The 22931-nt window shown below is 60.0% G+C and carries 19 protein-coding genes and 1 tRNA gene; 11 read left to right on the top strand and 9 right to left on the bottom strand.

The window, feature by feature from the left end:
• Positions 1–59 precede the first annotated feature (59 nt).
• The 5 genes from OP500_RS06230 to OP500_RS06210 all read left to right on the top strand — a co-directional run bounded on the left by OP500_RS06230 (position 60) and on the right by OP500_RS06210 (position 6929).
• Positions 60–2447 (top strand): penicillin-binding protein 1A, encoded by a 2388-nt coding sequence (locus tag OP500_RS06230; RefSeq protein WP_238748504.1) that lies wholly within the window; start codon positions 60–62, stop codon positions 2445–2447.
• A 217-nt stretch (positions 2448–2664) separates the two neighbouring features.
• The gene (gene queA, locus OP500_RS06225) at positions 2665–3708 is read left to right on the top strand and encodes a tRNA preQ1(34) S-adenosylmethionine ribosyltransferase-isomerase QueA (protein WP_274070505.1); all 1044 of its coding nucleotides are present in this window, start codon (positions 2665–2667) and stop codon (positions 3706–3708) included.
• A gap of 6 nt (positions 3709–3714) precedes the next feature.
• Positions 3715–5055 carry a GTPase/DUF3482 domain-containing protein gene (locus OP500_RS06220; RefSeq protein ID WP_274070504.1) on the top strand — a complete coding sequence of 447 codons (1341 nt, stop codon included), beginning with the start codon at positions 3715–3717 and terminating at the stop codon, positions 5053–5055.
• Between the two features lie 157 nt (positions 5056–5212).
• Positions 5213–6076, top strand: coding sequence for a PHP domain-containing protein (locus OP500_RS06215; RefSeq protein ID WP_274070503.1), 864 nt, complete (start codon positions 5213–5215; stop codon positions 6074–6076).
• A 277-nt stretch (positions 6077–6353) separates the two neighbouring features.
• On the top strand, positions 6354–6929 hold the full coding sequence (locus OP500_RS06210; RefSeq protein ID WP_238748508.1) for an opacity family porin: 576 nt from the start codon (positions 6354–6356) through the stop codon (positions 6927–6929).
• 78 nt (positions 6930–7007) lie between these two features.
• Here OP500_RS06210 and OP500_RS06205 read toward each other — a convergent pair whose 3' ends face one another.
• The 3 genes from OP500_RS06205 to OP500_RS06195 form a co-directional block, all read right to left on the bottom strand.
• Complete coding sequence (locus tag OP500_RS06205) at positions 7008–8243, bottom strand: MFS transporter (protein ID WP_274070502.1); 1236 nt, start codon at positions 8241–8243, stop codon at positions 7008–7010.
• A gap of 58 nt (positions 8244–8301) precedes the next feature.
• Positions 8302–8718 carry an extensin gene (locus OP500_RS06200; protein WP_238748511.1) on the bottom strand — a complete coding sequence of 139 codons (417 nt, stop codon included), beginning with the start codon at positions 8716–8718 and terminating at the stop codon, positions 8302–8304.
• A 311-nt stretch (positions 8719–9029) separates the two neighbouring features.
• A complete protein-coding gene (locus tag OP500_RS06195) occupies positions 9030–11090 on the bottom strand; it encodes a TonB-dependent receptor (RefSeq protein ID WP_238748512.1) in 2061 nt (686 codons plus the stop codon).
• Positions 11091–11307: 217 nt separating this feature from the next.
• Between OP500_RS06195 and OP500_RS06190 the strand changes: the two genes are divergently transcribed.
• The gene (locus OP500_RS06190) at positions 11308–11898 is read left to right on the top strand and encodes a TetR/AcrR family transcriptional regulator (RefSeq protein WP_238748513.1); all 591 of its coding nucleotides are present in this window, start codon (positions 11308–11310) and stop codon (positions 11896–11898) included.
• 122 nt (positions 11899–12020) lie between these two features.
• Here OP500_RS06190 and OP500_RS06185 read toward each other — a convergent pair whose 3' ends face one another.
• From OP500_RS06185 to OP500_RS06170, 4 genes are all read right to left on the bottom strand, one after another.
• Positions 12021–12608: a biliverdin-producing heme oxygenase gene (locus tag OP500_RS06185; RefSeq protein WP_238748514.1), complete on the bottom strand. Its 588-nt coding sequence runs from the start codon at positions 12606–12608 to the stop codon at positions 12021–12023.
• 108 nt (positions 12609–12716) lie between these two features.
• Complete coding sequence (locus OP500_RS06180) at positions 12717–13526, bottom strand: sulfite exporter TauE/SafE family protein (protein ID WP_238748515.1); 810 nt, start codon at positions 13524–13526, stop codon at positions 12717–12719.
• Between the two features lie 94 nt (positions 13527–13620).
• Positions 13621–13788, bottom strand: a complete 168-nt coding sequence (locus OP500_RS06175; RefSeq protein ID WP_238748516.1) for a hypothetical protein — start codon at positions 13786–13788, stop codon at positions 13621–13623.
• Between the two features lie 331 nt (positions 13789–14119).
• Entirely contained in the window at positions 14120–16240 is a 2121-nt protein-coding gene (locus tag OP500_RS06170) for a prolyl oligopeptidase family serine peptidase (RefSeq protein ID WP_274070501.1), read from the bottom strand.
• A 174-nt stretch (positions 16241–16414) separates the two neighbouring features.
• Between OP500_RS06170 and OP500_RS06165 the strand changes: the two genes are divergently transcribed.
• The 3 genes from OP500_RS06165 to OP500_RS06155 all read left to right on the top strand — a co-directional run bounded on the left by OP500_RS06165 (position 16415) and on the right by OP500_RS06155 (position 18672).
• Entirely contained in the window at positions 16415–17002 is a 588-nt protein-coding gene (locus OP500_RS06165; protein WP_274070500.1) for a uracil-DNA glycosylase family protein, read from the top strand.
• A gap of 43 nt (positions 17003–17045) precedes the next feature.
• On the top strand, positions 17046–18248 hold the full coding sequence (gene trpB / locus OP500_RS06160; protein WP_274070499.1) for a tryptophan synthase subunit beta: 1203 nt from the start codon (positions 17046–17048) through the stop codon (positions 18246–18248).
• Positions 18249–18321: 73 nt separating this feature from the next.
• Positions 18322–18672, top strand: coding sequence for a hypothetical protein (locus OP500_RS06155; RefSeq protein WP_238748522.1), 351 nt, complete (start codon positions 18322–18324; stop codon positions 18670–18672).
• Between the two features lie 81 nt (positions 18673–18753).
• Here OP500_RS06155 and OP500_RS06150 read toward each other — a convergent pair whose 3' ends face one another.
• Positions 18754–19584 carry a factor H binding family protein gene (locus tag OP500_RS06150; protein ID WP_238748523.1) on the bottom strand — a complete coding sequence of 277 codons (831 nt, stop codon included), beginning with the start codon at positions 19582–19584 and terminating at the stop codon, positions 18754–18756.
• Positions 19585–19835: 251 nt separating this feature from the next.
• Positions 19836–20441: an RdgB/HAM1 family non-canonical purine NTP pyrophosphatase gene (gene rdgB / locus OP500_RS06145; protein ID WP_238748524.1), complete on the bottom strand. Its 606-nt coding sequence runs from the start codon at positions 20439–20441 to the stop codon at positions 19836–19838.
• Positions 20442–20632: 191 nt separating this feature from the next.
• Between rdgB and OP500_RS06140 the strand changes: the two genes are divergently transcribed.
• Positions 20633–20717, top strand: a tRNA-Leu gene (locus tag OP500_RS06140).
• A 168-nt stretch (positions 20718–20885) separates the two neighbouring features.
• Positions 20886–22883 carry a DNA topoisomerase IV subunit B gene (locus tag OP500_RS06135; protein ID WP_274070498.1) on the top strand — a complete coding sequence of 666 codons (1998 nt, stop codon included), beginning with the start codon at positions 20886–20888 and terminating at the stop codon, positions 22881–22883.
• Positions 22884–22931 lie beyond the last annotated feature (48 nt).

Below are 22931 nucleotides of genomic sequence, written 5' to 3'. Positions count from 1 at the left end.
AGTTATTTTACTTTATTTTAAAAATAGAGATATCCCTTTCTTAACTTTTACCGACAATCATGATTAAAAAACTGATTACTACCCTACTCGGTCTGACCTTCGGTCTATTTTTATTTGCCGTTGGTTTGTTAACCGTAGCCGTACTGGTAACTTACCCAAAACTGCCTGCATTAGATGCAGTTAAACACTATCAGCCCAAGGAGCCACTGACTATTTATTCAGCAGATGGAGTGGTCATCGGCACCTATGGCGACGAGCGTCGCGCCTTTACAACAATTGACCAGTTCCCAAAAATTTTGACGAATGCCGTGATTGCAGCGGAAGACAAACGCTTCTACGAACACTGGGGTGTGGACTTAACCGGTATTGCGCGCGCTGCGTTGAATAACATCAGAGGCGGCAACCGCCAGGGTGCCAGTACGATTACCCAGCAGGTTGCCCGAAACTTCTATCTCACCAACGAACGTACGCTGACACGAAAATTCAACGAAGCGCTTCTGGCTTACAAAATCGAGAAGAACCTGACCAAAGACCAGATTCTCGAGCTTTACTTCAACCAGATTTATCTCGGCCAGCGCGCCTATGGTTTTGCCGCCGCGGCCAGAATCTATTTCAACAAACCGGTACAGGATCTGACGCTGGGCGAAGCCACCATTTTGGCCGGCCTGCCCAAAGCGCCCTCATCCTTTAATCCGATTGTGAATCCCGAGCGTGCCAAACTGCGCCAGAAATACATTCTCGACAATATGGTCGAACTCAACATGATTACGCCGGCCCAGCGGGAAGCGGCTTTGCGCGAAGAGCTGCACTATGAGCGCTACCGCATGGCAATCGACCAAAACTCGCTGTATGTAGCCGAAATGGCGCGGCAAAACCTTTACGACCGTTACGGCGAAGACGCCTATACCCAAGGTTTCAAGGTATACACCACCGTTAGCATCGCCCACCAGAAAGCCGCCACCGCCGCGCTGCGCAAGGCCCTGTCGAATTTCGACCGCGGCCGCGCTTACCGCGGTGCCGAGCAGCAGTTTGACCTGGCCGGCGTTCCCGCGGAAGAGCTGGACGACGAAATCGAACAGTATCTGGAAAACACCTATACCGTTGAAGGCATGATCCCGGCGATTATTTCGCAGGCCGGCGGCAACGGCATTACCGTGCAGATGCAGGGCGGCAGAAAAGCCAAACTCAGCACCGCGGAAATGGGCATTGCCCGCGGTGCCGTCAACAGCAAAAAACTCGGCGATCGCGCCTTAAAAGTCGGCTCGCTGATCCGTGTGGCCAAAACCAAAAACGGCCGCTTTACCGTTGTGCAGCAGCCTAATGTCCAAGGCGCTCTGGTATCGCTCGACGCCGAAACCGGCGCCATCCGCGCCATGGTCGGAGGCTACGACTACCACAGCCGCAGCTTCAACCGTGCCACCCAAAGCATCCGCCAGCCCGGTTCCACCTTCAAACCCTTCGTTTATTCCGCCGCCCTTTCCAAAGGCATGACCGCGGCAACGCTGGTCAACGACGCGCCGATCAACATCCGCGGCTGGCAGCCGAAAAACTCCGACGGCAGCTACGCCGGCATGATTACCCTGCGCCAGGCGCTGACCCGTTCCAAAAACACCGTATCGGTGCGCATTGCCCAAGCGATGGGTGTGGACTACACCCGCAACTACGCCATGCGCTTTGGCTTCAAATCCAACCAGCTGCCGACCACCCTTTCCATCGCCCTCGGCTCCGGCTCCGCCACCCCCCTGCAGATGGCCGAAGGCTACGCGGTATTCGCCAACGGCGGCTATAAGGTTTCCGGCTACGTTATCGACAAAATCTACGACAGCCAAGGCAATCTGCGCGCCGAAATGCACCCGCTGGTGGCCGGACAAAACGCCCCGCAGGTTATCGACCCGCGTAACGCCTATGTGATGACCTCCATCCTGCGCGACGTCGTCCTGCACGGTACCGCCCGCCGCGCCACCGCGCTCGGCCGCAGCGACATCGCCGGCAAAACCGGTACCACCAACGACTTTAAAGACGCCTGGTTCGTCGGCTACACCCCCAAAATCGTTACCGCCGTTTATATCGGCTACGACAAACCCGTCAATATGGGTCGCGGCGCCTTCGGCGGCACCCTGGCGCTGCCGGTATGGGTGGACTACATGCGTTTCGCCCTCAAAGGCAAGCCGGTAGAGCGCTTCAAAACACCTTCCGGCGTCGTCCAACGCGACGGCGAACTCTTCCTGCGCGAGCAGCAGAGCACCAGCAGCAGCGTAGCCCTGGACAACAGCACGCCCAATCCGGAAATGGTGCAGCCGCCCAAGCCGAAACCGGCAGTAATCGAAAACGACAGCGAAGAAAGCCTGCCCGCCCTGCCCGACACCACCGGCGAGCGCCCGCTGACTCCGCAAAACCCCAAACGCGGCGGCGACGGCGGCGGCGACAGCATCGACGATTTGTTCTAAACATCTTTCGTCCGCACACAGGCAGCCTGAAAACTTTTTCAGGCTGCCTTGATTCAAACGCCGCGCCCCGTTTGCCGGCACGCAAGCAAAGCGCCGCAGTTTCGCCCGCCCATATCCGCCGGACGGTTTTTCAGGCTGCCTTCAAGCAACAGGCAGCCTGAAAAACCGTCTGCCGTATCGACAGGCTATAATCCGCCCTTTTTCTCTCCCGCCCGCCATGAAACTTTCCGATTTCGACTTCCACCTGCCCGAAGAGCTGATCGCCCAATACCCGCCGCCGCAGCGCGGCGGCAGCCGTCTGCTCGCCGCCCTGCCCGATACCCCGCTGCAGGATGGCGTGTTCGCCGACATCACCGATTACATCACCGCCGGCGACCTTCTGATATTCAATAACACCAAAGTCATCAAAGCCCGGCTGTTCGGCAGCAAAGAAAGCGGCGGCCGCATCGAAGCGCTGATCGAAAGAGTGCTCGACGAGCACACCGCGCTGGCGCACATCCGCGCGTCCAAACCGCCCAAACCCGGCACCCGCCTACTGTTTGACGGCGGCATCGAAGCCGTGATGCAGGAGCGCGCCCAAGAGCTGTTCCAAATCCGCTTTACCGGCAGCCTGAACGTTTACCAGCTGCTCGAAGAACACGGCCGCCTGCCGCTGCCGCCCTATATCCGCCGCGAAGCCGGCGCCGACGACGAAGCGCGCTACCAAACCGTCTATGCCAAACACCAGGGCGCCGTCGCCGCCCCCACCGCCGGCCTGCACTTTACCGACGAAATCCTGCGCAAGCTGCGCGACAAAGGCGTGCGGTTTGCCGAAATCACCCTGCATGTGGGCGCCGGTACCTTCCAACCGGTGCGCGGCGACGACATCGCCGGCCACAAAATGCACAGCGAGCTTTACGAAGTGCCGCAAAGCGTGGTCGATGCCGTCGCCCGAACCCGCGAACGCGGCGGCCGCGTATGGGCGGTCGGCACCACTTCCGTGCGCGCACTTGAATCCGCCGCCCGTTCAGGCAGCCTGAAAGCCGGCGAAGGCGACACCGACATCTTCATCACCCCCGGCTACCGCTTCCGTGTGGCCGACCGCCTGATCACCAACTTCCACCTGCCCAAATCCACGCTGCTGATGCTGGTTTCCGCCTTTGCCGGCAGCAATCGCATCCGCGAAATCTACCGCCACGCCGTCGAGCAACGCTACCGCTTTTTCAGCTACGGCGACGCCATGCTGCTGGGCTTGGCGGATGAAACGCAAAAGGCAGCCTGAAAAACCATGAACCCGCTCAAAACCGCCGTCGTCGGCCACACCAATACCGGCAAAACCTCCCTGCTGCGCACCCTGCTGCGCGACGATGCCTTCGGCGAAGTGCAAAACGCCGCCGCCACCACCCGCCACGTTGAAGAAGCGGCCATCGGCGCCGGCGGCGAAACCCTGCTGCTGCTCTACGACACCCCCGGCCTGGAAGACGCCGGCGGCCTGCTCGACTGGCTGGAAGAGCACACCTCCTCGCGCGAAGAAGGCATCGACCGCATCCGCCGCTTTCTCGATTCGGATGCCGCCGCCGAAGCCTTTTCGCAGGAAGCCAAAGTGCTGCGCCAGCTGCTGGCCAGCGACTGCGGTTTGTATGTTATCGACGCCCGCGAGCCGGTGCTGCCCAAATACCGCGACGAACTCACCGTACTCTCATGGTGCGCCAAACCGCTGATGCCGGTGTTCAACTTTACCCGCGGCAGCGATACCGACGCCTGGCGGCAGATGCTCGCCCGCCGCAACCTGCACGTCAGCAGCAGTTTCGACACCGTTGCCTTCGATTTCGAAGGCGAGATGCGGCTGTGGCAGAACCTGGCGACCATGCTGCCCGGCCGCGACAGTCTGAGCCGTCTGGCCGCCAGCCGCCGCGACGACTGGCAGGCGCTCGACCGCCAAGCGCGCCAAAGCATCGCCTCGTTTTTATTGGACGCCGCCGCCTGCCGCCGCGTACTCGACGACCCGCTGCAGGCAGAAAGCGCGCAGGCGCAGATGCAGCAGCAGGTGCGTGACGGCGAAGCGGTGCTGCAGCGCGAGCTGCTCGACCTCTACCGCTTCTACCGCAGCCGCACCGACAGCAGCCACGCGCCGCTAAACGCCTTTCGCCGCGACCCTTTCGACAGCGAGCTGCTCAAAGAATACGGCATCCGCACCGGCACCGGAGCCGCCGCCGGCGCCCTGATCGGCTTGGGCGTCGATGCCCTCACTCTCGGCACCTCGCTGGGCATGGGCGCCGCCATCGGCGGGCTGATCGGCGGCGTGCTGCCCAACTGGCAAACCCTGTCCGACAAAATCAGCGGCACCGAAACCCTGTATATCGACGCCGCTGCGCTCACCCTGCTCGCCGCCCGCAGCCTTGAGCTGCTGGCGCAACTGCAGTCGCGCGGCCATGCCGGCAGCGGCGACATCCCGCTGGAAGGCGGCCGCGCACCGTGGCAGCCTGAAAAACTGCCCGCGCCGCTACAGCGTGCCCGCCGCCATCCCGAATGGTCATCCTGCAATCCCGAAGGCGACGGACACTCGTCCTCCCGCGCCGGCGCCCAAGCCGATCTGGCCGCCGTTTTGAAAAACGCCGCCGCAGCCTGAAAAACGCTTCGCCATCTTGGCGCGCGGCGGCGGCGCCGGAAACATCGAAACGCTGCCGAGTCTTAGCCAAAGCAGCCTGAAAGCCGTTTCAGGCTGCCGCTTTTCCCATCTTTTCAGGCAGCCTGAAAGGCTTTCAAGCTGCCGGCACCCCGCAACCATGATCGATCTGCACTGCCATTCCACCGTATCCGACGGTACCCTCGAGCCGCAGGAAGTCGTGCGCCTGGCCGCCGCCAACGGCTGCCGCCTGCTGGCGCTCACCGACCACGACCACACCGGCGGCATCGCCGCCGCCCGCGCCGAAGCCGCGCAACACGGCATCCGCCTAATCAGCGGCGTCGAAATCTCCACCAGCTGGCGCGGCAGCACCGTCCACATCGTCGGCCTCGATTTCGACGAAAACAACGCCGCTCTACAGGCTCTGCTGGCCAGACTGCGCGGCGGCCGCGAAGAGCGCCTGCGCCAAATCGCCGCCAAGCTCGAGAAAAAAGGCATTTTCGGCGCCTACGAAGGCGCGCTGGCGCTCAGCTCCAGCCCGGAAACCGTGTCGCGCACCCATATCGCCGAATTTCTGCGCCAGCAGGGCGTCGTCAGCCGCACCCAGCAGGCCTTCGACAAATATCTGGGCGAAGGCAAAGCCGCCTACGTCCGCCACCAGTGGGCGGAGCTGGCCGAAACCGTACAGGCCGTTAGCGGCGCCGGCGGGCTGGCGGTGATCGCCCACCCGATGCGCTACGGTTTTTCCGCCACCGCCAAACGCCGGCTGATCGAAGAATTCAAGGCCGAAGGCGGCGTCGGCATCGAAGTGCACAGCGGCCGCTCGCCGATGAACGAGCGCATGAACTACGCCCTGATCGCCCGCCGCTACGGCCTGCTCGCCAGCAGCGGCAGCGACTTCCACCGCCCGCAGGGCTACGGCGGCACCCTCGGTGTACTGCCCGAGCTGCCGCCGGACTGCGACCCGATCTGGCAACACCTGCGCCCGCCTTTCAGGCAGCCTGAAAACCATACGGCACAGTAAAGCCGTTTGCCGCAGCAAAAAGCAGCCTGAAAGCCGTTTGGGGCGTTTTCAGGCTGCTTTTGATTTGCACACGGTCTGCTCTTGCCTGCCCCAAGCAGCCTGAAAGGATTTCAGGCTGCTTTGCTGCGTTTTTTGCCACAGGCGCGGCCAAAGTGCCGCCCTGCCGTTGCCCGCGGGCGCCACACTGCGTAGAATGCGCCGCGCTGCCTTTGTTTCAGGGCTGCAAGCGTGTCAGCCGAGCGGCCGGCAGTTTTTATTTTCGACCAAGGAATCAGACATGAAAAAAGTACTCGTATTGGTTTTGAGCGCCGGCCTTTCTGCCGCCGCTTTTGCCGGCAGCCCCGGCTTTTACGTGCAAGGCGATGTCGGCTATGCCGGCGTGCACGCCAAAGAAGACGGCGAAAAACTCTCCGAAAAAGGCTTCAGCCCGCGCATTTCCGGTGGTTATGACTTCGGCAGCGTGCGCGTTGCCGCCGACTACACCCACTATAAAAACCTGAATGCCAGCGGCAGCGACGGCAACGAGCGCTACCACCTGCGTCTGAAAAACCGCAGTCTCGGCGTATCCGGCATCTACGATTTCGACATCGACGCGCCGGTCAAACCCTATGTCGGCGCCCGTTTGGCTCTGAACCGCATCTCTTCGGACTACAGCGAATCCGCTCCCGGCTATTCCTATAGCGATCACAACAGCAAAACCAAGCTGGGCGTGGGCGCGATGGTCGGCGCCAGCTACAACGTCAGCGACAATATCGCCGTGGATGCCGGCTACCGCCGCAACTACTGGGGCAAATTCGACGGCGTCAAAGTCCACAGCAACGAATTGCACGGCGGCGTGCGCGTGAAGTTCTAAGCGCCCTTAGCCCAAAGCAGCCTGAAAAGCATTTTCTGCTTTTCAGGCTGCTTTTTTGCGCCGGCGTTTGGCTGCCGTTCAGGCTGCCGGATCGTTCTGCGGCGTCCACTGCCGGTAGCGCCACAGCATCGCGCCGGTGGCCAGCGCCAGCAGCACGGCGGTTTGGTAAACACTGGCATAGCCCCAGTTTTGCGCCATACGCAGGGCGGCGAAACCGGCGGCGTAGCTGCCCACGAGTATCACCGAAAACTGCAGGCTGCTGTCGAGCGCGGCGGTTTGGCGCTCGGACTTGTCCATCAAAAGCGCCAGCAGCACCGGCATCATCAGGGTGTAGGCCAGGCTCAGGGCGATGATTTGGGCGGGCGGCAGCCAGCGGGCAAACTGTAGCGCCTGCGCCGGCAGGGTCATCGACACCAGCAGCGGCAGCTGCAGCGCATACAGCACGAAAAACAGCCGCCGACGCGGGATGCGGCGCGCAAGCGCCCCCGCCAGCGGGGTAACGATCAGGCAGGCGGCGGGAATGCCGATGCTGAGAATATTGGCGCTTTGCACCGGTGTAAAACCGAAATCGGCAAGCATCGTGACAAAAGTCGCCGCGCAAAAAGCGTAAGGCAATGTGAGCAGAAACAGCAGCGCGCACCATTGCCAGCCGGTGTGCGGCTGGCGCCAGAACTTCCAAAAACGTGCCGCCAGCGCCGTCAGCCCGCCGCCGCTGTGTCCGCCTGCCGGTTCGCGGTAGTGCCACACCAGCGCCAGCACCGCCAGCGTCAGCACCAGCATCAGGCCGCAGGCAGCCTGAAAACCGGCCAGCTGGGACACCCACGTCACCGCCGCGCCGCCGATTACTTTGCCCGTGCGCGCGGCCATGGTCTGCACCACGCCGCCGAAACCGCGCTCGCGCGGCGGCAGCACCACGCAGCTCAAACCGAGCATGGCGCAGCCGTACACCGTGCCCGATGCGCTCAGCACCACACACAGCACCAGCAGCAGCGGGAAGTTTTGGCGCACGTCATACGCCGCCATCAGCGCAAAGGCGGCCGAGAGCGCCAGTGCCGCGCCCAGCAGCCACGGGCGAAAACGCCCGCCCGCGCTGCGGCGGCCGTCCATCAGCGCGGCAAACAGCACTTTGGCCGCTTCGATGCCGCCGATCAGCTGCACCCAACTGAGCTGCTTCAGGGTGTAGTCGCCGTGTTTGAGCACCGTCATCAGCGTGATCAGATAAAAGGCGACCAGCGTGAATTTGTAGATGCTGCCCACGGCCAGCAGCAGCCAGTCGCTGCGGGCAGGGGCGCGGGCGGGAGCGGATTCGGACATGGGCTTTCCTTGCGGTAAAGGCAGCCTGAAACTTTCAGGCTGCCTGTTTTTCTGCCTTTCAGGCTGCCTGAAAGGCTTGTTTCAGGGCGGCTTCGGCGCGTTCGAGTGCGGCGGTTTCGTCGGCTTCGACGATATAGTTCACCCCCAGCGAAGGCGCGAGTTTGGACGACTGCTCGCGCATCAGATCAAGCTGCGGCGGGTCGGGCTCGATCAGCAGCATGGCGATGCAGCGCGCCCCCAACTGCGGCTGGCGGGCTTTAATCCAGGCCAGATAGGTTTTGCGGTCGGCAATGCGCTGCTCGTCACTCTTTTGCAGGCGCATCGGTGCGCAGACGGTGGCAAACAGACTGTCTTGGTGCTTGTCCAACAGGACGTCGAACTCGGCCAGCCAGTCGGCAAAATCGCGCACGGGAGTGAGATCGGTAAAGTAAACCGTGCCTTCGGGCAGGGTTTTGACGGGGGTGAAAAAGGGCATATGGGTTTCCTTGTGCGGGTTGGCGGTCGGGCAGGTTTCAGGCTGGTTTGGCTTGGAAGCTGTCTGCAACGCATCGGGCTGCTGCGTCCCCTCTCCCGCCTGCGGGGGAGGGCTAGGGTGGGGCGGTGGCTGCTGCGGAAACGTTTGCGGGCTTCGGCGGCAAGCGCAGTTCTGCGAACTGCCACCCCCTCCCCAACCCTCCCCCGCGCTTAGGCGCAGGAGAGGGAGTGCGACATAGGCGGTTTCAGGCTGCTTTGGCTTTTTTCAGGCTGCCCTGCCCGACTGGGTTTCAGGCAGCCTGAAAACGGCGGCTAAAACTTCACTTCCGTGCTGACGCCGATGCTGCGCGGGCGCTGGTAGAGCGCATCGAGGCGGTCGGCGGTGGAGATAAAGACCGGGCGGCGGCTGTTGAAGACGTTGTCGGCATACAGCGAGACGCGACCGTGTTTAAAGTTGTAGGCGGCGTAGAGGTTGGTTTGGCTGTAGGCGCCGATTTTGCCGCTTTCGGCGTTGTCGGCAGCGGAGTAGTAGCGGCCGGTGAAGCGCACGTCGCCGCCGACTTCCCAGCCGCTGGGATGCTGGTAGCTGGCGCCGAGGTTGGCGGTGTATTTGGGGGCGCGGCCGAGATTGCGCCCTTCGATGCCGCTGCCGGGGTAGCGTTTGATTTTGCTGTGCAGCAGGCCGAGCGCGGCGTGCAGTTTCAGGCCGTCCAGCGGCTGCCAGTCGGCGGAAAACTCGGCGCCGTGGGTGTGGACTTTGTCGGCGTTGCGGATCACGACTGAGTTGGGCCCGAGATAAAACGGCAGCTGCATGTCTTTATATTGGTTGAAAAAGACGTTGCTGCCGAGTGTCAGCCGTTTGTCGGCGCTGCGCCAGCGGGCAAACCATTCGAGATTGGTAACGTATTCGGGTTTGTAGATATAGGTTTGGACCGGTCGGCCGAAGGTGATGCCGGCGCCGCCGGGGTTGTAGCCGCGCGCGGCTTTGATGCCGGTGTTGAACTGATCGTTTGGCCGGTAGGCGATTTCGGCTTTGGGCAGAAACACGGTCTGGCCTTTGTCCAAATCCAGATGCAGGGCGCCGCTGCCGCCGCGGCGCTGATGGCTTTCGTGTTCGACGCGGCCGGCCAGCGTCAGCCGCCATTGCGGGGCAAGGCGGATGTCGGTTTCGGCAAACAGGGCGGCGACGCGGTTTTTGTCGTTAAAGCTGTTGTGGCCGCCGACGGCGCGGATATCCACCCATTCGTCCTGCGTGCTGCGGAAGAAATACAGTCCGGCCAGGCCTTTCAGGCTGCCTGAAGATGTTTTCCAATGCAGGCTGGGCTCCCATTGGATTTCGCGGCCTTTGAGTCCGGCGGGCACGCCCTGCGGATGGACGGCCATCGGCAGGTGCAGGCGCTCGTTGGTATAGCGGGTGTAGATGAGTTTGTTTTCCAGACGCAGATTGTCGGCGGCCTGCCACGAAGTGTCCCAAATCACGGCGTTGGAGCCGGTTACGAATACCGGTTTTTCCTTAAGGAAACGGCGGCTGGCGGTGTTGCCGAGAATTTCGTTCTGCGGCGCGCGCGAACGGATGTGATTGTAGGTCAGGCGGCTGTGGAATTCGGGATGCGCGGCCGGGGCGTAAAGCAGTTTCAGCCGCACATTGGTGTTTTCCACGCGGCGCGGGTTGCCGGTGGGCTCGTAGCGCACAAACGGCTCGTAGCTTTCGCGCTGCTGGCGCTCGGCGCTCAGGCGGAAAGACAGATTGTCTTGCACAACCGGGCCGGAAATGACGGCGGCGGCGTTGCGGGTTTTCTGGTTGCCCAATCCCAGCCGCAGCGCGCCTTCCCAATACGGCGTCGGGTCTTTCGAGCGCATGCTTACTGCCCCAGCCACCGCGTGCTGGCCGCGCACATTACTCTGCGTCCCGCGCAGCACTTCCACCTGCTGCATATCCCACAGCGACTGCGTGCCGAAAGCGTATTCGTTATAGGTTGCCGAACGTCCGTCGATGGAAAGGTTCAAACGCGGCCGCGTGCCGGCAAAAAACGCTACCGCGCCGACAGCCGGCCCCGAGCCGTCCACACCGCGCACAGTGGGCAAATCGTTGCCGCTGCCCAAATCGACGGTATTGACCGTCTGCTTGAGCACGTCGGTGGCGGAAAGATTGTGGCCGCTGCGGTCGATATCGGGCGTGGTAAACACGCGGTGGCCGGTGGCGGTTTCAAAACTGCTGCGGCGGGTGCGCTCGCCCGAGACTACGATTTCCGGCAATTCCTGCGTGTATTCCTGCGCCGCCGGCGCACTCGCGGCATCGTCCGCCAGCGCCGGCAGCGCCGCAGACAGCGCCCCGGCCATCAGTGACAAACGTTTCAAAGCAGTTTTCGACATAGCGCTCCCCTTCTGAAAATTTACAAATTAACACAATACAAACAAATTTTGTAAATTATAGACAGAGCCGGCGCCACGATGCAAGCGATTCGCATTTTTTAAACAGCAAAGGCAGCCTGAAAGCGCAGCTTCAACGAAGTTAAAACCCGTTTCAGGCTGCCTTGCCACGTCCGCGCAAAACTGCTACAAGCCCGCTATTTGCCCGCCCTGCCCCACCATGACCAAACCGAGCAAACCCGAACTGCTGGCCGACACCGCCCGCACCCTGTTTCACGCGCACGGCTTTGCCGCCGTAACCGTGGACAAAATCTGCCGCGCCGCCGCCGTCAGCCGCCCCACTTTCTACAAATACTACGCCGACAAAAACGAGCTGATCCGCAGCGTGTTCACCCGCCAGAAAGAGCAGGTGCGCCAGACGCTGCAGGCTCTGGCCGAAAGCGGCGGCACGTTGGCGGCGATACTCGAAGGCTTTCACGCCCTGCAACAGCAGTCGCTGGCCGAGCTGTATTCCGAAGCGGTGCTGCGCGACATTCCCGCAGCCGTCGATTTGGAGCTGATCGCTTTTTTCCGCGAGATGGAAGAAGAAAAATACCGCTTTATGCGCGGCTTTTTCCACACCCTGCAACAGCGCGGCCTGATTGCCGCCCAACTGCCGGCCGAACTGATCGAACTCTATATCCGCGAAATGGACGCACTAATCCGCCACCCCGCCCTGGCCGCGCACTACGCCGGCCAGTCGCAGCAGCTGCGCCGCGACGTGCTGCATCTGGTGCTTTACGGTTTGTCGCAGCACGGCGCAAGCGGATAGGTTTTCAGGCTGCTTTTAGAGAATGGCAGCCTGAAAACGCTTTGTGTTATTTGACAAAAAAAGGCAGCCTGAAAACCGCTTTCACGGTTTTCAGGCTGCTTTTGCTAGGGTGTATAGCCGGATTAAGCGGCGGCAGGCAGCTCGAAGATTTCGCGCAGCAGGACTTTATAAAAGGCGAAAGCTTCCAATGCGCCTTTGAGCGCGGTTTCGCGGTCGGCGCCTTCGATGCCCAGATCGTTGAGCTTGGCGGCAAATTCGCGCCAGTGTTTGCCGCGGCCGTCGGCATGCGGACCCAGGTGGCGGGCGCCATGCTCGGCGTTGTAGCCCAGGTTTTTCTGCGCGTCTTTAAACAAGAAGGCGGCGCCGAGATTAGAGCCTTCGGCGCAGTAAAGCCAGCCCAAGCGTTCCATGCCTTTGGGTTCGGGAATCGCGGTGCTGATGGCTTTTTCGCTGCCGCCGATGTCTTTCATGTCCAGCAGCACGTCGTCGTAACGCGCCAGCTCGGCCAGGCCGGGGATTTTTTCGTTGAGCGCGGGGTCTTTGTAGATGTCGTCAACGATCTTGTGGAACACCGCCTGCAGCTGCAAAAAGCGGATGTAGTTTTCGCGGGTATCGAAGGGTTTGACCGACATCACCAGGTTGTCCACGCTGTCGTGGGTGGTGCGGCAGTTTTCTTTCAGATAGAGGGCGAAAGGTTGCTCAGTTGTCATTGAAAATCCTTTTTAATATCGGTTAGTTAATGTTTCAGGCAGCCTGAAACGCAAAACGGCGCCATGATACCCGATTTTGCATTTTTACGCTTCCTTTACATGATTTTTTCAGGCTGCCACCAGTTTGAACAGCATCTGGCTGGCAATCACAAACATCAGCATTCCGAGCGCGGCTTTCAGAACATCGGCCGGCAGACGGTGGGCGGCACGCACGCCCAGCGGGGCAAACAAAACGGTACACGCCGCCAGCGCGGCCACGGCGGGCAGGTAGAGAAAGCCGACGCTGCCGGCAGGCAGATCGGCCAGCCCCCAGCCGGAGAGCAGGTAGCCGATTGCGCCGGAGAGCGCCATTGGCCAGGCCAGGCCGGTGGAAGTGGCGGTGGCGCGCAAAACGGGAACATTGCAGTAAAGCATAAACGGCACCGACAGCGAGCCGCCACCGATGCCGACCCAGCTCGAAAGCACGCCGATGGCGGTGCCGACGGCGCCGGTGGCGGCGCGGCCGGGCATTTCGCGGTTGGGCTTGGGTTTGAGGCGCAGCATCATCTGCAGCGACATCACATAAAGAAACACAATAAACACCAGCTTCAGATGCCAGGCGGGAATATAGCGGGCGGCGAGAGAACCGAGTATGCCGCCGGCCACCATCGCCGGTGACATCCGCCGCAAAATGCGCCAGTCAATCGCACCGCGGCGGTGCTGCGCCAGCGCGCCGGAAAAGGTGGTAAACACCATCACCGCAAAGGAAGTGCCGACCGCCAGATGCTGGCTGTGGGCGGTATCCGGCTGCTGTTTGGCCAGCAGCCACAGCACGATCGGCACAATCAAAGTGCCGCCGCCCACGCCGAGCAGGCCGGCCATAAAACCTGCCGCTGCGCCCACGGCGAACAGCGGCAGCAAAATATCCAAAGTCCACATATCTCTATTTCCCGGCGGCGGCTTTCAGGCTGCCTGCCGCATGCAAAACCATCGGCGCCGCCCTACCCTGCGGCGGGGAAGCGGAAAGTGCCGATTATACGCCGACAACAAAATAGAGATAGCCGCCCATGGCCAGGGCGAACACCAGCGCAAACAGCAGGGCCGGCACGATGCTGCCGCGCGGTTCGGAATCGGATTGGGGATCGAGAAGCAACGGCGGCATTTCGTCGTCTTCTTCGTCGGAGAAAGGATGTTTGGTCATATCTTCAGTAAAAATCATTGTTATTGACTTTAATCATAGGGTTGGATGTGATGTATTAAGCAAAGCGCGTGCCTAATGCCAAACATAAATTTACGTTATGGCAATAATAGTTAAATTTCGCTAAATTGTAAAGATTAATTTACACTATAAGCAACCGGCGCCAAGACAGCCTGAAAACGTTTTTTGCTTAAGTGCCTTAGCCGGCAGCCCCCGCGCTTGGGCCCCCGCTTCTGGCAGCCGTTTGTGTAAAGTTTCAGGCAGCCTGAAACGGGTACGGACAAACAAAAACCGCAGCGGCATGGTGCCGGCTGCGGTTTTTTCAGGCTACTTTTTATTTGCGGTTGCCCAGCTTCTGCCACAGGAAGGAGAAAGACAGGGCGTTCATATGGGCGCGCTGGCGGTTGTTGGCCGCGCCGCCGTGGCCGCCTTCGACGTTTTCATAATAGAGCGCGTCTTTGCCCGCCGCTTCCATTTTCGCCATCATCTTGCGCGCGTGGCCGGGATGGACGCGGTCGTCGCGGGTGGAAGTGGTAAACAGCACCGGCGGGTATTTTTTTGCCGCGTCAAACAGATGATAAGGCGAGAAGGTGCGGATATACGCCCATTCTTCCGGTTTGTCGGGATTGCCGTATTCGGCCATCCACGACGCGCCGGCCAAGAGTTTGTTGTAGCGCTGCATATCCAGAAGCGGCACCTGCACCACCACCGCGCCGAACAGCTCGGGATACTGGGTGAGCATATTGCCGGTCAGCAGACCGCCGTTGCTGCCGCCCTGCGCGCCCAGATGTTCGGGCGAAGTGATTTTGCGTGCCACCAGATCGCGGGCGACGGCGGCAAAGTCTTCATAGGCTTTGTGGCGGTTTTCCTTGAGCGCGGCACGGTGCCAGGCGGGGCCGTATTCGCCGCCGCCGCGGATATTGGCCAGCACATAAACGCCGTGGCGGCCGGTTTCATCAGTGCGCTGCAGCCAGGCGCGGCCGATGCTGCCCGAGTAGTGCGGCGTGAGCGACACTTCAAAGCCGCCGTAGCCGTAAAGCAGGGTCGGGTTTTTGCCGTCGGCCTTCAGGTTTTTGTGGGCGACAACGAAATACGGAATGCGGGTGCCGTCTTTGCTGCGGACGAAATATTGCTTGGCGGTGTAGTCGGCGGCGGGGAAGAAGGCAGGGGCGCTTTTGAGTTTTTCAGGCTGCCTGCCGGCTTCAGCCAGATATAGGGTATCGGGCTCGGTAAAGCTGCCGACGTCTATCCACAGCGCGTCGGACTCTTCGGCATCGACGGCGGCAACGCTGATTTTGCCGTTTTCAGGCAGCCCTTGGATGGTGCTGCGCTGCCAACTTTTGCCCTTGGGCGTCAGCACCACCAGCCGGTTTTTCACGTCTTGCAGCAGGTTCAGCACCAGGCGGTTTTTCGTCCACACCGCATCGTCGAGCGAAGTATCGGCAGTCGGCTCGAACAGCACGCTGATTTCGCGCTTGCCCTGCATCCAGTTTTTAAAATCGGCAATCAGATAGGAGCCGGATTTGTAGGTTTTTCCCTGAAAATTCCAGTCTTCCCGCGGGCTTAACACCAGCCATTGGCGCACCACGCTCTTTTTCACCGAATCGGGCACGCCTTCGATTTTTTTCAGGCTGCCGTCGCTGTCGCGCAGATAGAGTTCGTCGCGGTAAAAGTCGATGGTGCGGGCAATGAAATCGCGCTCATAGCCTTTGGTGTGGCTGCGCACGCCGCCAACCACCATATCGGTTTTCTCGCCGGCAAACACTTTTTCCGCCGCTGCCAAAGGCGTGCCGCGCTTCCACACGCGCACTTCGCGCGGGTAGCCCGAATCGGTCATGCTGCCGGCGCCGAAATCGGTGGAAACGTACACGCTGTCTTGGTCGATCCAGCCCAGCGAGCCTTTGGCTTCGGGGCGGTAGAAGCCGTTTTCGACAAAGCGCTTGCTTTCCAAATCAAATTCGCGGGTAACGTCGGCATCCGAGCCGCCGCGCGACAGGCTGACCAGGCAGCGCCGGTAATCGGGTTTCAGGCAGTTTGCGCCGTGCCATACCCAGTTTTCCTTTTCCTGGCGGTTTAGTTCGTCCACATCCAGCAGCACTTCCCATTTAGGCTGCGGCTTGCGGTATTCGTCTAAAGTGGTGCGCCGCCACACGCCGCGCTGGTGCTGCTGATCCGTCCAAAAGTTGTAGTAATAATTGCCGCGCTTGGCAACGTGCGGGATTTTGTCCTGCGAATCGAGCACCGCCAGAATATCGTTTTCAATCGCCTGAAACTGCGGCGACGACAGCTGTTTTTCCGCTGCTTCGTTGTGGCTGCGCACCCATTGCAGCGCTTTTTCGCCGCCAACATCTTCCAGCCACAGGTGCGGGTCGTCCTGCGCGGCAGGCTCTTGCGGCGCGGCCTGCACGGCGGCGGCCAATACGGCCAGGCTTACGGCGGATAAGGTCTTTTTCATCGTCTCTCCAAATCATTGCGGGGGGCGGGGCGGCGAGTATAACAAAATTTTACCCGCCGCCGTTTCAGGCAGCCTGAAAAGCCCATGCCGCAAAGCATGCTGCCTGATGCCGCTTGCTGCTATAATCGTTAAACTGTGCAAACCCGAAACCTGAAAAAGCAGCCTGAAACCGCCATGCCGCAAGCCGAAACCCACCCTTTCCCGCCGCTTCTGCCACCCTCGGCGCGCGTGATGCTGATGGGCACCTTCCCGCCCAAGGCCGACAAACACGCGATGGCTTTTCACTATCCCAATTTCCAAAACGATATGTGGCGCATTTTCGGCCTAGTATTTTTCAACGATGCCGCCCATTTCCAAAAGCAGCCTGAAAAGGCCTTCGATGCCGACAAAATCAAAGCCTTTTTGCACGAGCGCGGCATCGCATCCTGCCCCACCGTGCTCAAAGCCGTGCGCGAGCGCGACAACGCTGCCGACCAGTTTCTCACGCCGGTGGAATTGGTCGATCTGGAAGCCGTGCTCGCACAAATGCCCGACTGCCGCGCCATCGGCGCCACCGGCGGCAAAGCGGCGGAAATACTGGTATCGATGCTGCCGCAGAAAACCGCCGCGCCCAAAACCGGCGAAACCATCGCCTTTCCCTACGCCGGCCGCGAACTGACACTCACCCGCCTGCCCTCCACCTCCCGCGCCTACCCGCTGGCTTTGGAAAAGAAAGCCGCCGCCTACCGCGCATTTTTTCAGGCTGCCGGATTGGCGGATTAAAGTTTTCAGGCTGCCTTCATCCCCCATACCCAAGGATTCCAATATGCAAAACTACCAAGCACCAAACGATCAAGGCTTTTTCGGCGAACACGGCGGGCTTTATGTTTCCGAAACCCTGATTCCCGCCCTGAAAGAACTGGCCAACGCCTACCGCGCAGCCAAAAACGATCCCGCGTTTTGGGCGGAATTCCATCAGGATTTGCGGCACTACGTCGGCCGCCCCAGCCCCGTTTACCACGCCGAACGCCTGTCCGAGCACCTTGGCGGCGCGCAAATCTGGCTCAAACGCGAAGACCTGAACCACACCGGCGCCCACAAAATCAACAACACCATCGGACAAGCCCTGCTCGCCCGCCGCATGGGCAAAAAGCGCGTGATTGCCGAGACCGGCGCCGGACAACACGGCGTCGCCAGCGCCACCGTCGCCGCCCGCTTCGGCATGGAATGCCATGTTTACATGGGCGCCGACGACATCATCCGCCAAGCCCCCAACGTCTTTCGCATGAAACTCTTGGGCGCCAACGTCGTCAGCGTAGAAAGCGGCAGCCGCACGCTCAAAGACGCGATGAACGAAGCCATGCGCGAATGGGTCGCCCGCGTGGACGACACCTTTTACATCATCGGCACCGCCGCCGGCCCCGCGCCGTATCCCGAAATGGTGCGCGATTTCCAATGCGTGATCGGCAACGAAGCCAAAGCGCAGATGCAGGAAGCCATCGGACGCCAACCCGATGTTGCCGTCGCCTGCGTCGGCGGCGGCTCCAACGCCATCGGGCTGTTCCACCCCTATATCGCCGAAACGCAAACCCGCCTGGTCGGCGTGGAAGCGGGCGGCTTGGGCGTCGATACCAAAAACCATGCCGCGCCGATTACCAGCCGCGCCCCCATCGGCGTGCTGCACGGCTTTCGCAGCTATTTGATGCAGGACGACAACGGGCAAATCCTCGGCACCCACTCTGTTTCCGCAGGCTTAGACTACCCCGGCATCGGCCCCGAACACAGCCATCTGCACGACATCAAACGCGTGGAATACACCGCCGCCAACGACGATGCCGCCCTTGAAGCCTTTGATCTGCTCTGCCGATACGAAGGCATCATCCCCGCACTGGAAAGCTCGCACGCGCTGGCCTGGGCGGTGGAAAACGCGCCGAAAATGGGCAAAGACCAAGTGATTCTGGTCAATCTCTCGGGACGCGGCGACAAGGACATCAACACCGTGGCCAAACTGAAAGGGATTGAGCTTTAATCTCGCGCAAAAAGGCAGTCTGAAACGTATAAACCGCGTTTCAGGCTGCCTCAACATTAAGGAGCACCATACGATGACAACATGGCACACCACCTACCGCGACAACCACCTGCTCTTAAAACGCGTGCATATCGGTTGGGCAATTTTTTACACGCTGTTTCTGCTGCTTACGCTGTTGCTGATGCAAAAAAACGCCGGCAATGCTCCCGCGCAATTTGTGATCATGGTTTTTTTCGCGTTTCCCATTTGCCTGCACGCGCTGCTGGCTTACGGTGCGGCGCAAAAATACGAATGGTCGCGCAAGGTTTCTGAGATTGTGTTTGCCATTATGCTGCTGGGCTTTCCCATCGGCACATGGCTGGCGCTTTACTTTTTCCTTCCCAAAACGCGATGGCAGATTCCCGATCAAACCAAGGCAGCCTGAAAGTTTGAAAGCAGCACAAAAAGGCAGCCTGAAAACCGAAAAACCGGTTTTCAGGCTGCCTCTGGTTTGATACGCAGCGGTTTAGTTGGTGCGTTTGCCGCCGATGCCGATACTGTGGGAAGTGTTCTGGTTAAGATCCCGTATGTTCACACGGCCGGCAACTTCATCGGCTTTGGGGCCGAAAAGATTCAGATGATATTCGCCGCGGTTGTTGCCGTTTATCTTGGCATCGCCCGAAAGGCCGTAATAATTGCTGGAACGTTTGGTCAGATCAGCCTGAGCCAACTCGATGGTTTGCTTGTGAAACTCACCTTTCAAGCCGGTAATCGTGCCCGAGCCGGTATTGTTGCCAAAATTGATGTTGTAGTTCAAACGACCTTGGTTATCCTGACCGGCAAAAGCAATGCCCTGGTAATTGACAATGCCGCTTTTCGGCTTCTCGGCTTCTTTGGTAAAGCGGCCTTGCACGGACTCAACCGTGGAATAAGGGTTAAAGTTTTTGATTTCCTCCCCAGTAGTGCCATCAAAACGTTTTTGGATACGTTTGCCAACCACTGCGGAATAGCTCAGTTTGTAAATATCCAACTCGCCGCTTTCCACTTTCTGCTTATTGGCATTGAGCAATTCAAAACCTAAAGAAGTAATTTTGTTTTGCTTTTTGTGGCTGATATCGAATTTGTCGTTTGCGTTATAAGACTTGGTTCCGCCTTTTTCCGCATCATGGATCCTGATGGTTTCATCCTTCTTAATAATGGCATTGCCATTATCGCCGCCCAAATTCAACGTGGCATAACCGCCCGGTTTCGGATCAAACGGGCTAAGCAAAGCACCGCCCAAACCTCTGCCCGCGCTGCCGCAGGCACTCAGAACCAAAGCAACAGCAATCATGCCGAGCGTGTGACTGGTTTTCATCGAAAACTCCTTTCAATAAACGACGGATAACGCATTACAGTATAACGAGCGCATGATATTTTTTTCATGACCCAGGTCAAAAAAATTCATACAGCAAGCGCAAACTTATTACCAAAAAGAATTTTTCATCTGCGTTTGGGTTATAAAGTGCCAAACCGGCTATTTCTGACGGCGCATAAGGTAAATTTACGTTAAGCCCCGTTTTCAGGCTGCCTGAAAACGGGGCTTATCTGCCAACACGCTTTTAACTATCACGAAGCGCTTGCGGCAAATTCCGCCATCTTGCGCTGCAGCTCACGCAAGGCCAGCGCGCGGTGGCTGATTTCGTTTTTGCGCTCTGCCGCCAATTCCGCTGCCGTGCAGCCGTATTGCGGCAGGTAAAAATGCGGGTCGTAACCAAATCCGCCCGCACCCGCCGGCTGCTGCTGCCACACGCCGTGCCACAAACCCTCGGCAATCAGCGGCTGAGCGTCATCGGCATGGCGCACCAGCACCAGCAGGCAGACGTAATAACAGCGCCTATCGTCCTGCCCCGCCATTTCGGCCGACAATTTGGCATTATTGGCCGCATCGGATTTCGCCTCGCCCGCATAACGCGCCGAGCGCACCCCGGGCGCCCCGCCCAAAGCCGGCAGACAGATGCCGCTGTCGTCCGCCAGCGCCGGCAGGCCGCTGATGCGCGCCGCATGCCTCGCCTTTGCCAGCGCGTTTTCGACAAAAGTGCCGTAAGGCTCGGGGCAATCCGGCACCGCAAACTGCGACTGCGGCAGCACTTCGATGCCCTGTCCGGCAAACAAAGCGGAAAACTCACGCAGCTTGCCCGCGTTGTTACTGGACAAAACGATTTTGGAAAACATGGTCTCTCTCTTTCAATCTGACTTTCAGGCAGCCTGAAAACCGTTTTCAGGCTGCTTTGGTGTCGATTTGCCCAATACGGAAAACGCGCATTGTAGCGTGCCGGCCCAGCGCCCCAAAGCGCTGCCGCCACAAAAAGCGCCCGACGGTTGGCAAAGCCGCCGCCCTTCCGTATAATCCGCCGCTTTTCACAGCGGACGTGGCGAAATTGGTAGACGCACCAGATTTAGGTTCTGGCGCCGAGAGGTGTGAGAGTTCGAGTCTCTCCGTCCGCACCACGGAATAAAAACAAAGCAGCCTTTTCAGGCTGCTTTTGTGATTTTTGCCTTAGCTGCGGTCTTGATTTCCATCTGCCAAAGGCAGCCTGAAAGCCCTTTCTTTCGCTTTCAGGCTGCCTTTGGCTTACAATGCGCCCCTTTTGTTTCCCGTTTCCCAAGCAAAGCAGTATGAATCCGAAAACGCAGCACTACACCGAATCGAGCATCAAGGTACTCAAAGGGCTGGAGCCCGTGAAAGAGCGGCCGGGGATGTACACCCGCACCGACAGCCCCACCCATATCTGCCAGGAAGTCATCGATAACGCCGCCGACGAGGCGCTGGGCGGTTTTGCCGACACCATCGCCGTCGAAATCCATGCCGACGGCTCGCTGTCGGTGCGCGACAACGGCCGCGGCATTCCAACCGGCCTGCATCCGGAGGAAGGCGTGCCGGTGGTGGAATTGGTATTCACCCGCCTGCATGCCGGCGGCAAATTCGGCAAAACCGAAGGCTCGGGCGCCTACGCCTTTTCCGGCGGCCTGCACGGCGTGGGTGTTTCGGTAACCAATGCGCTTTCGACGCGGCTGGAAGTTACCGTCAAACGCGAGGGCAAAATCCACCGCATTACCTTTGCCGGCGGCGAAGTGGCCGAGCCTTTGGCGGTGGTGGGCAAATGCGCGGTGCGCGATACCGGCACCGAAGTGCGGGTGTGGCCGGATGCGCGTTATTTTGAAAGCCCGAACTACAACCTGGCCGAGCTGGAGCGGCTTTTGCGCGCCAAAGCGGTGCTGCTCAAAGGCGTGCAGGTATCGCTGTCGCGCCCGGCTAAAAAAACCGAACAGATGCAGCCTGAACACAAAATCAGAAGCTGGCACTATCCCGACGGCCTGCGCGGCTATCTGAACGATCTTTTGGCCGAAGCCGAGCCGGCGGTGCCGGTGTTTGCGGCGGAAAACTACATCGGTGCCGGCCACGACGATTTCCGCGCCGGCGAGGGCGCCGCTTTTGCGCTCACCTGGCTGGAAGACGGCGCCTGCGGTGGCGAAAGCTATGTCAACCTGATTCCCACGCCGCTGGGCGGCACCCACGAAGCCGGGCTGAAACAGGCGGTGTTTCAGGCGGTGAACAACTTTATCAGCCACCACAACCTGTTGCCGCGCGGCGTGAAAATCCAAAGCGACGATGTCTTCTCGCGCGTTGCCTTCGTGCTTTCCGCCCGCGTGCTCGACCCGCAGTTCCAAGGCCAGACCAAAGACAAGCTCACCAACCGCGACGCGCTCAAATTGGTTGCCGCCGTCTGCGCCGATCCGCTCGAATTGTGGCTCAACCAAAACGTCGAAGCCGGCAAAAAAATCGCCGAGCTGGCCATCCGCCAGGCACAGGCGCGGCTGCGTTCGGTGAAGAAAATCGAAAAGAAAAAAGGCAGCGGCGTGGCCGTACTGCCCGGCAAACTCACCGACTGCGAAAGCGAAGACATCCGCGAAAACGAGCTGTTTTTGGTCGAAGGCGATTCGGCCGGCGGCTCGGCCAAACTCGCCCGCGACAAAGCCTTCCAAGCCATCCTGCCCTTGCGCGGCAAAGTGCTCAACAGCTTTGAAGTGCACCGCGACCAGCTCTTTGCCAACGCCGAAATCCACGACATCGCCGTCGCCATCGGCGTCGATCCCCACGGCGAGGGCGACAGCCCCGACCTTTCCGGCCTGCGCTACGGCAAAATCGCCATTTTGTCGGACGCCGATGTGGACGGCTCGCACATCCAAGTGCTGCTGCTCACCCTGTTTTACCGCCACTTCCCCGCCCTTATCCGCCACGGCCATATCTACGTTGCCCAGCCGCCGCTGTTCCGTGTGGACGTAAACGCCCAAGGCAAAAGCCGCCCCGCGCGCAAATTCTACGCGCTCGACCAAGGCGAACTGGAAGGCATTTTGGAGCGGCTCGCCGCCGAAAAAGTCAAAGAATCCGCCTATTCCATCAGCCGCTTCAAAGGCCTGGGCGAAATGAACCCCGACCAGCTCAAAGACACCACCATGAACCCCGACACCCGCCGCCTGCTGCGCGTGGGCATTCCCGAGCACGATAGTGAAACCACGCTCGCAGCCTTCACCCGCCTGATGGGCAAAGGCGAAGCCGCCGCCCGCCGCAGCTGGATGGAAGCCGAGGGGGATCGGGTGGAAGCGGATGTTTAGCTAGGGTCTGTTTGCAAGCAAAGCAGCCTGAAAGCCGGTTTCTAGGTT

It is taken from the genome of Kingella sp. SNUBH-2017 (genome assembly GCF_028680565.1).
Classification (GTDB): domain Bacteria; phylum Pseudomonadota; class Gammaproteobacteria; order Burkholderiales; family Neisseriaceae; genus Kingella_D; species Kingella_D pumchi.
This window is presented reverse-complemented; position numbering and strand designations above follow the sequence as displayed.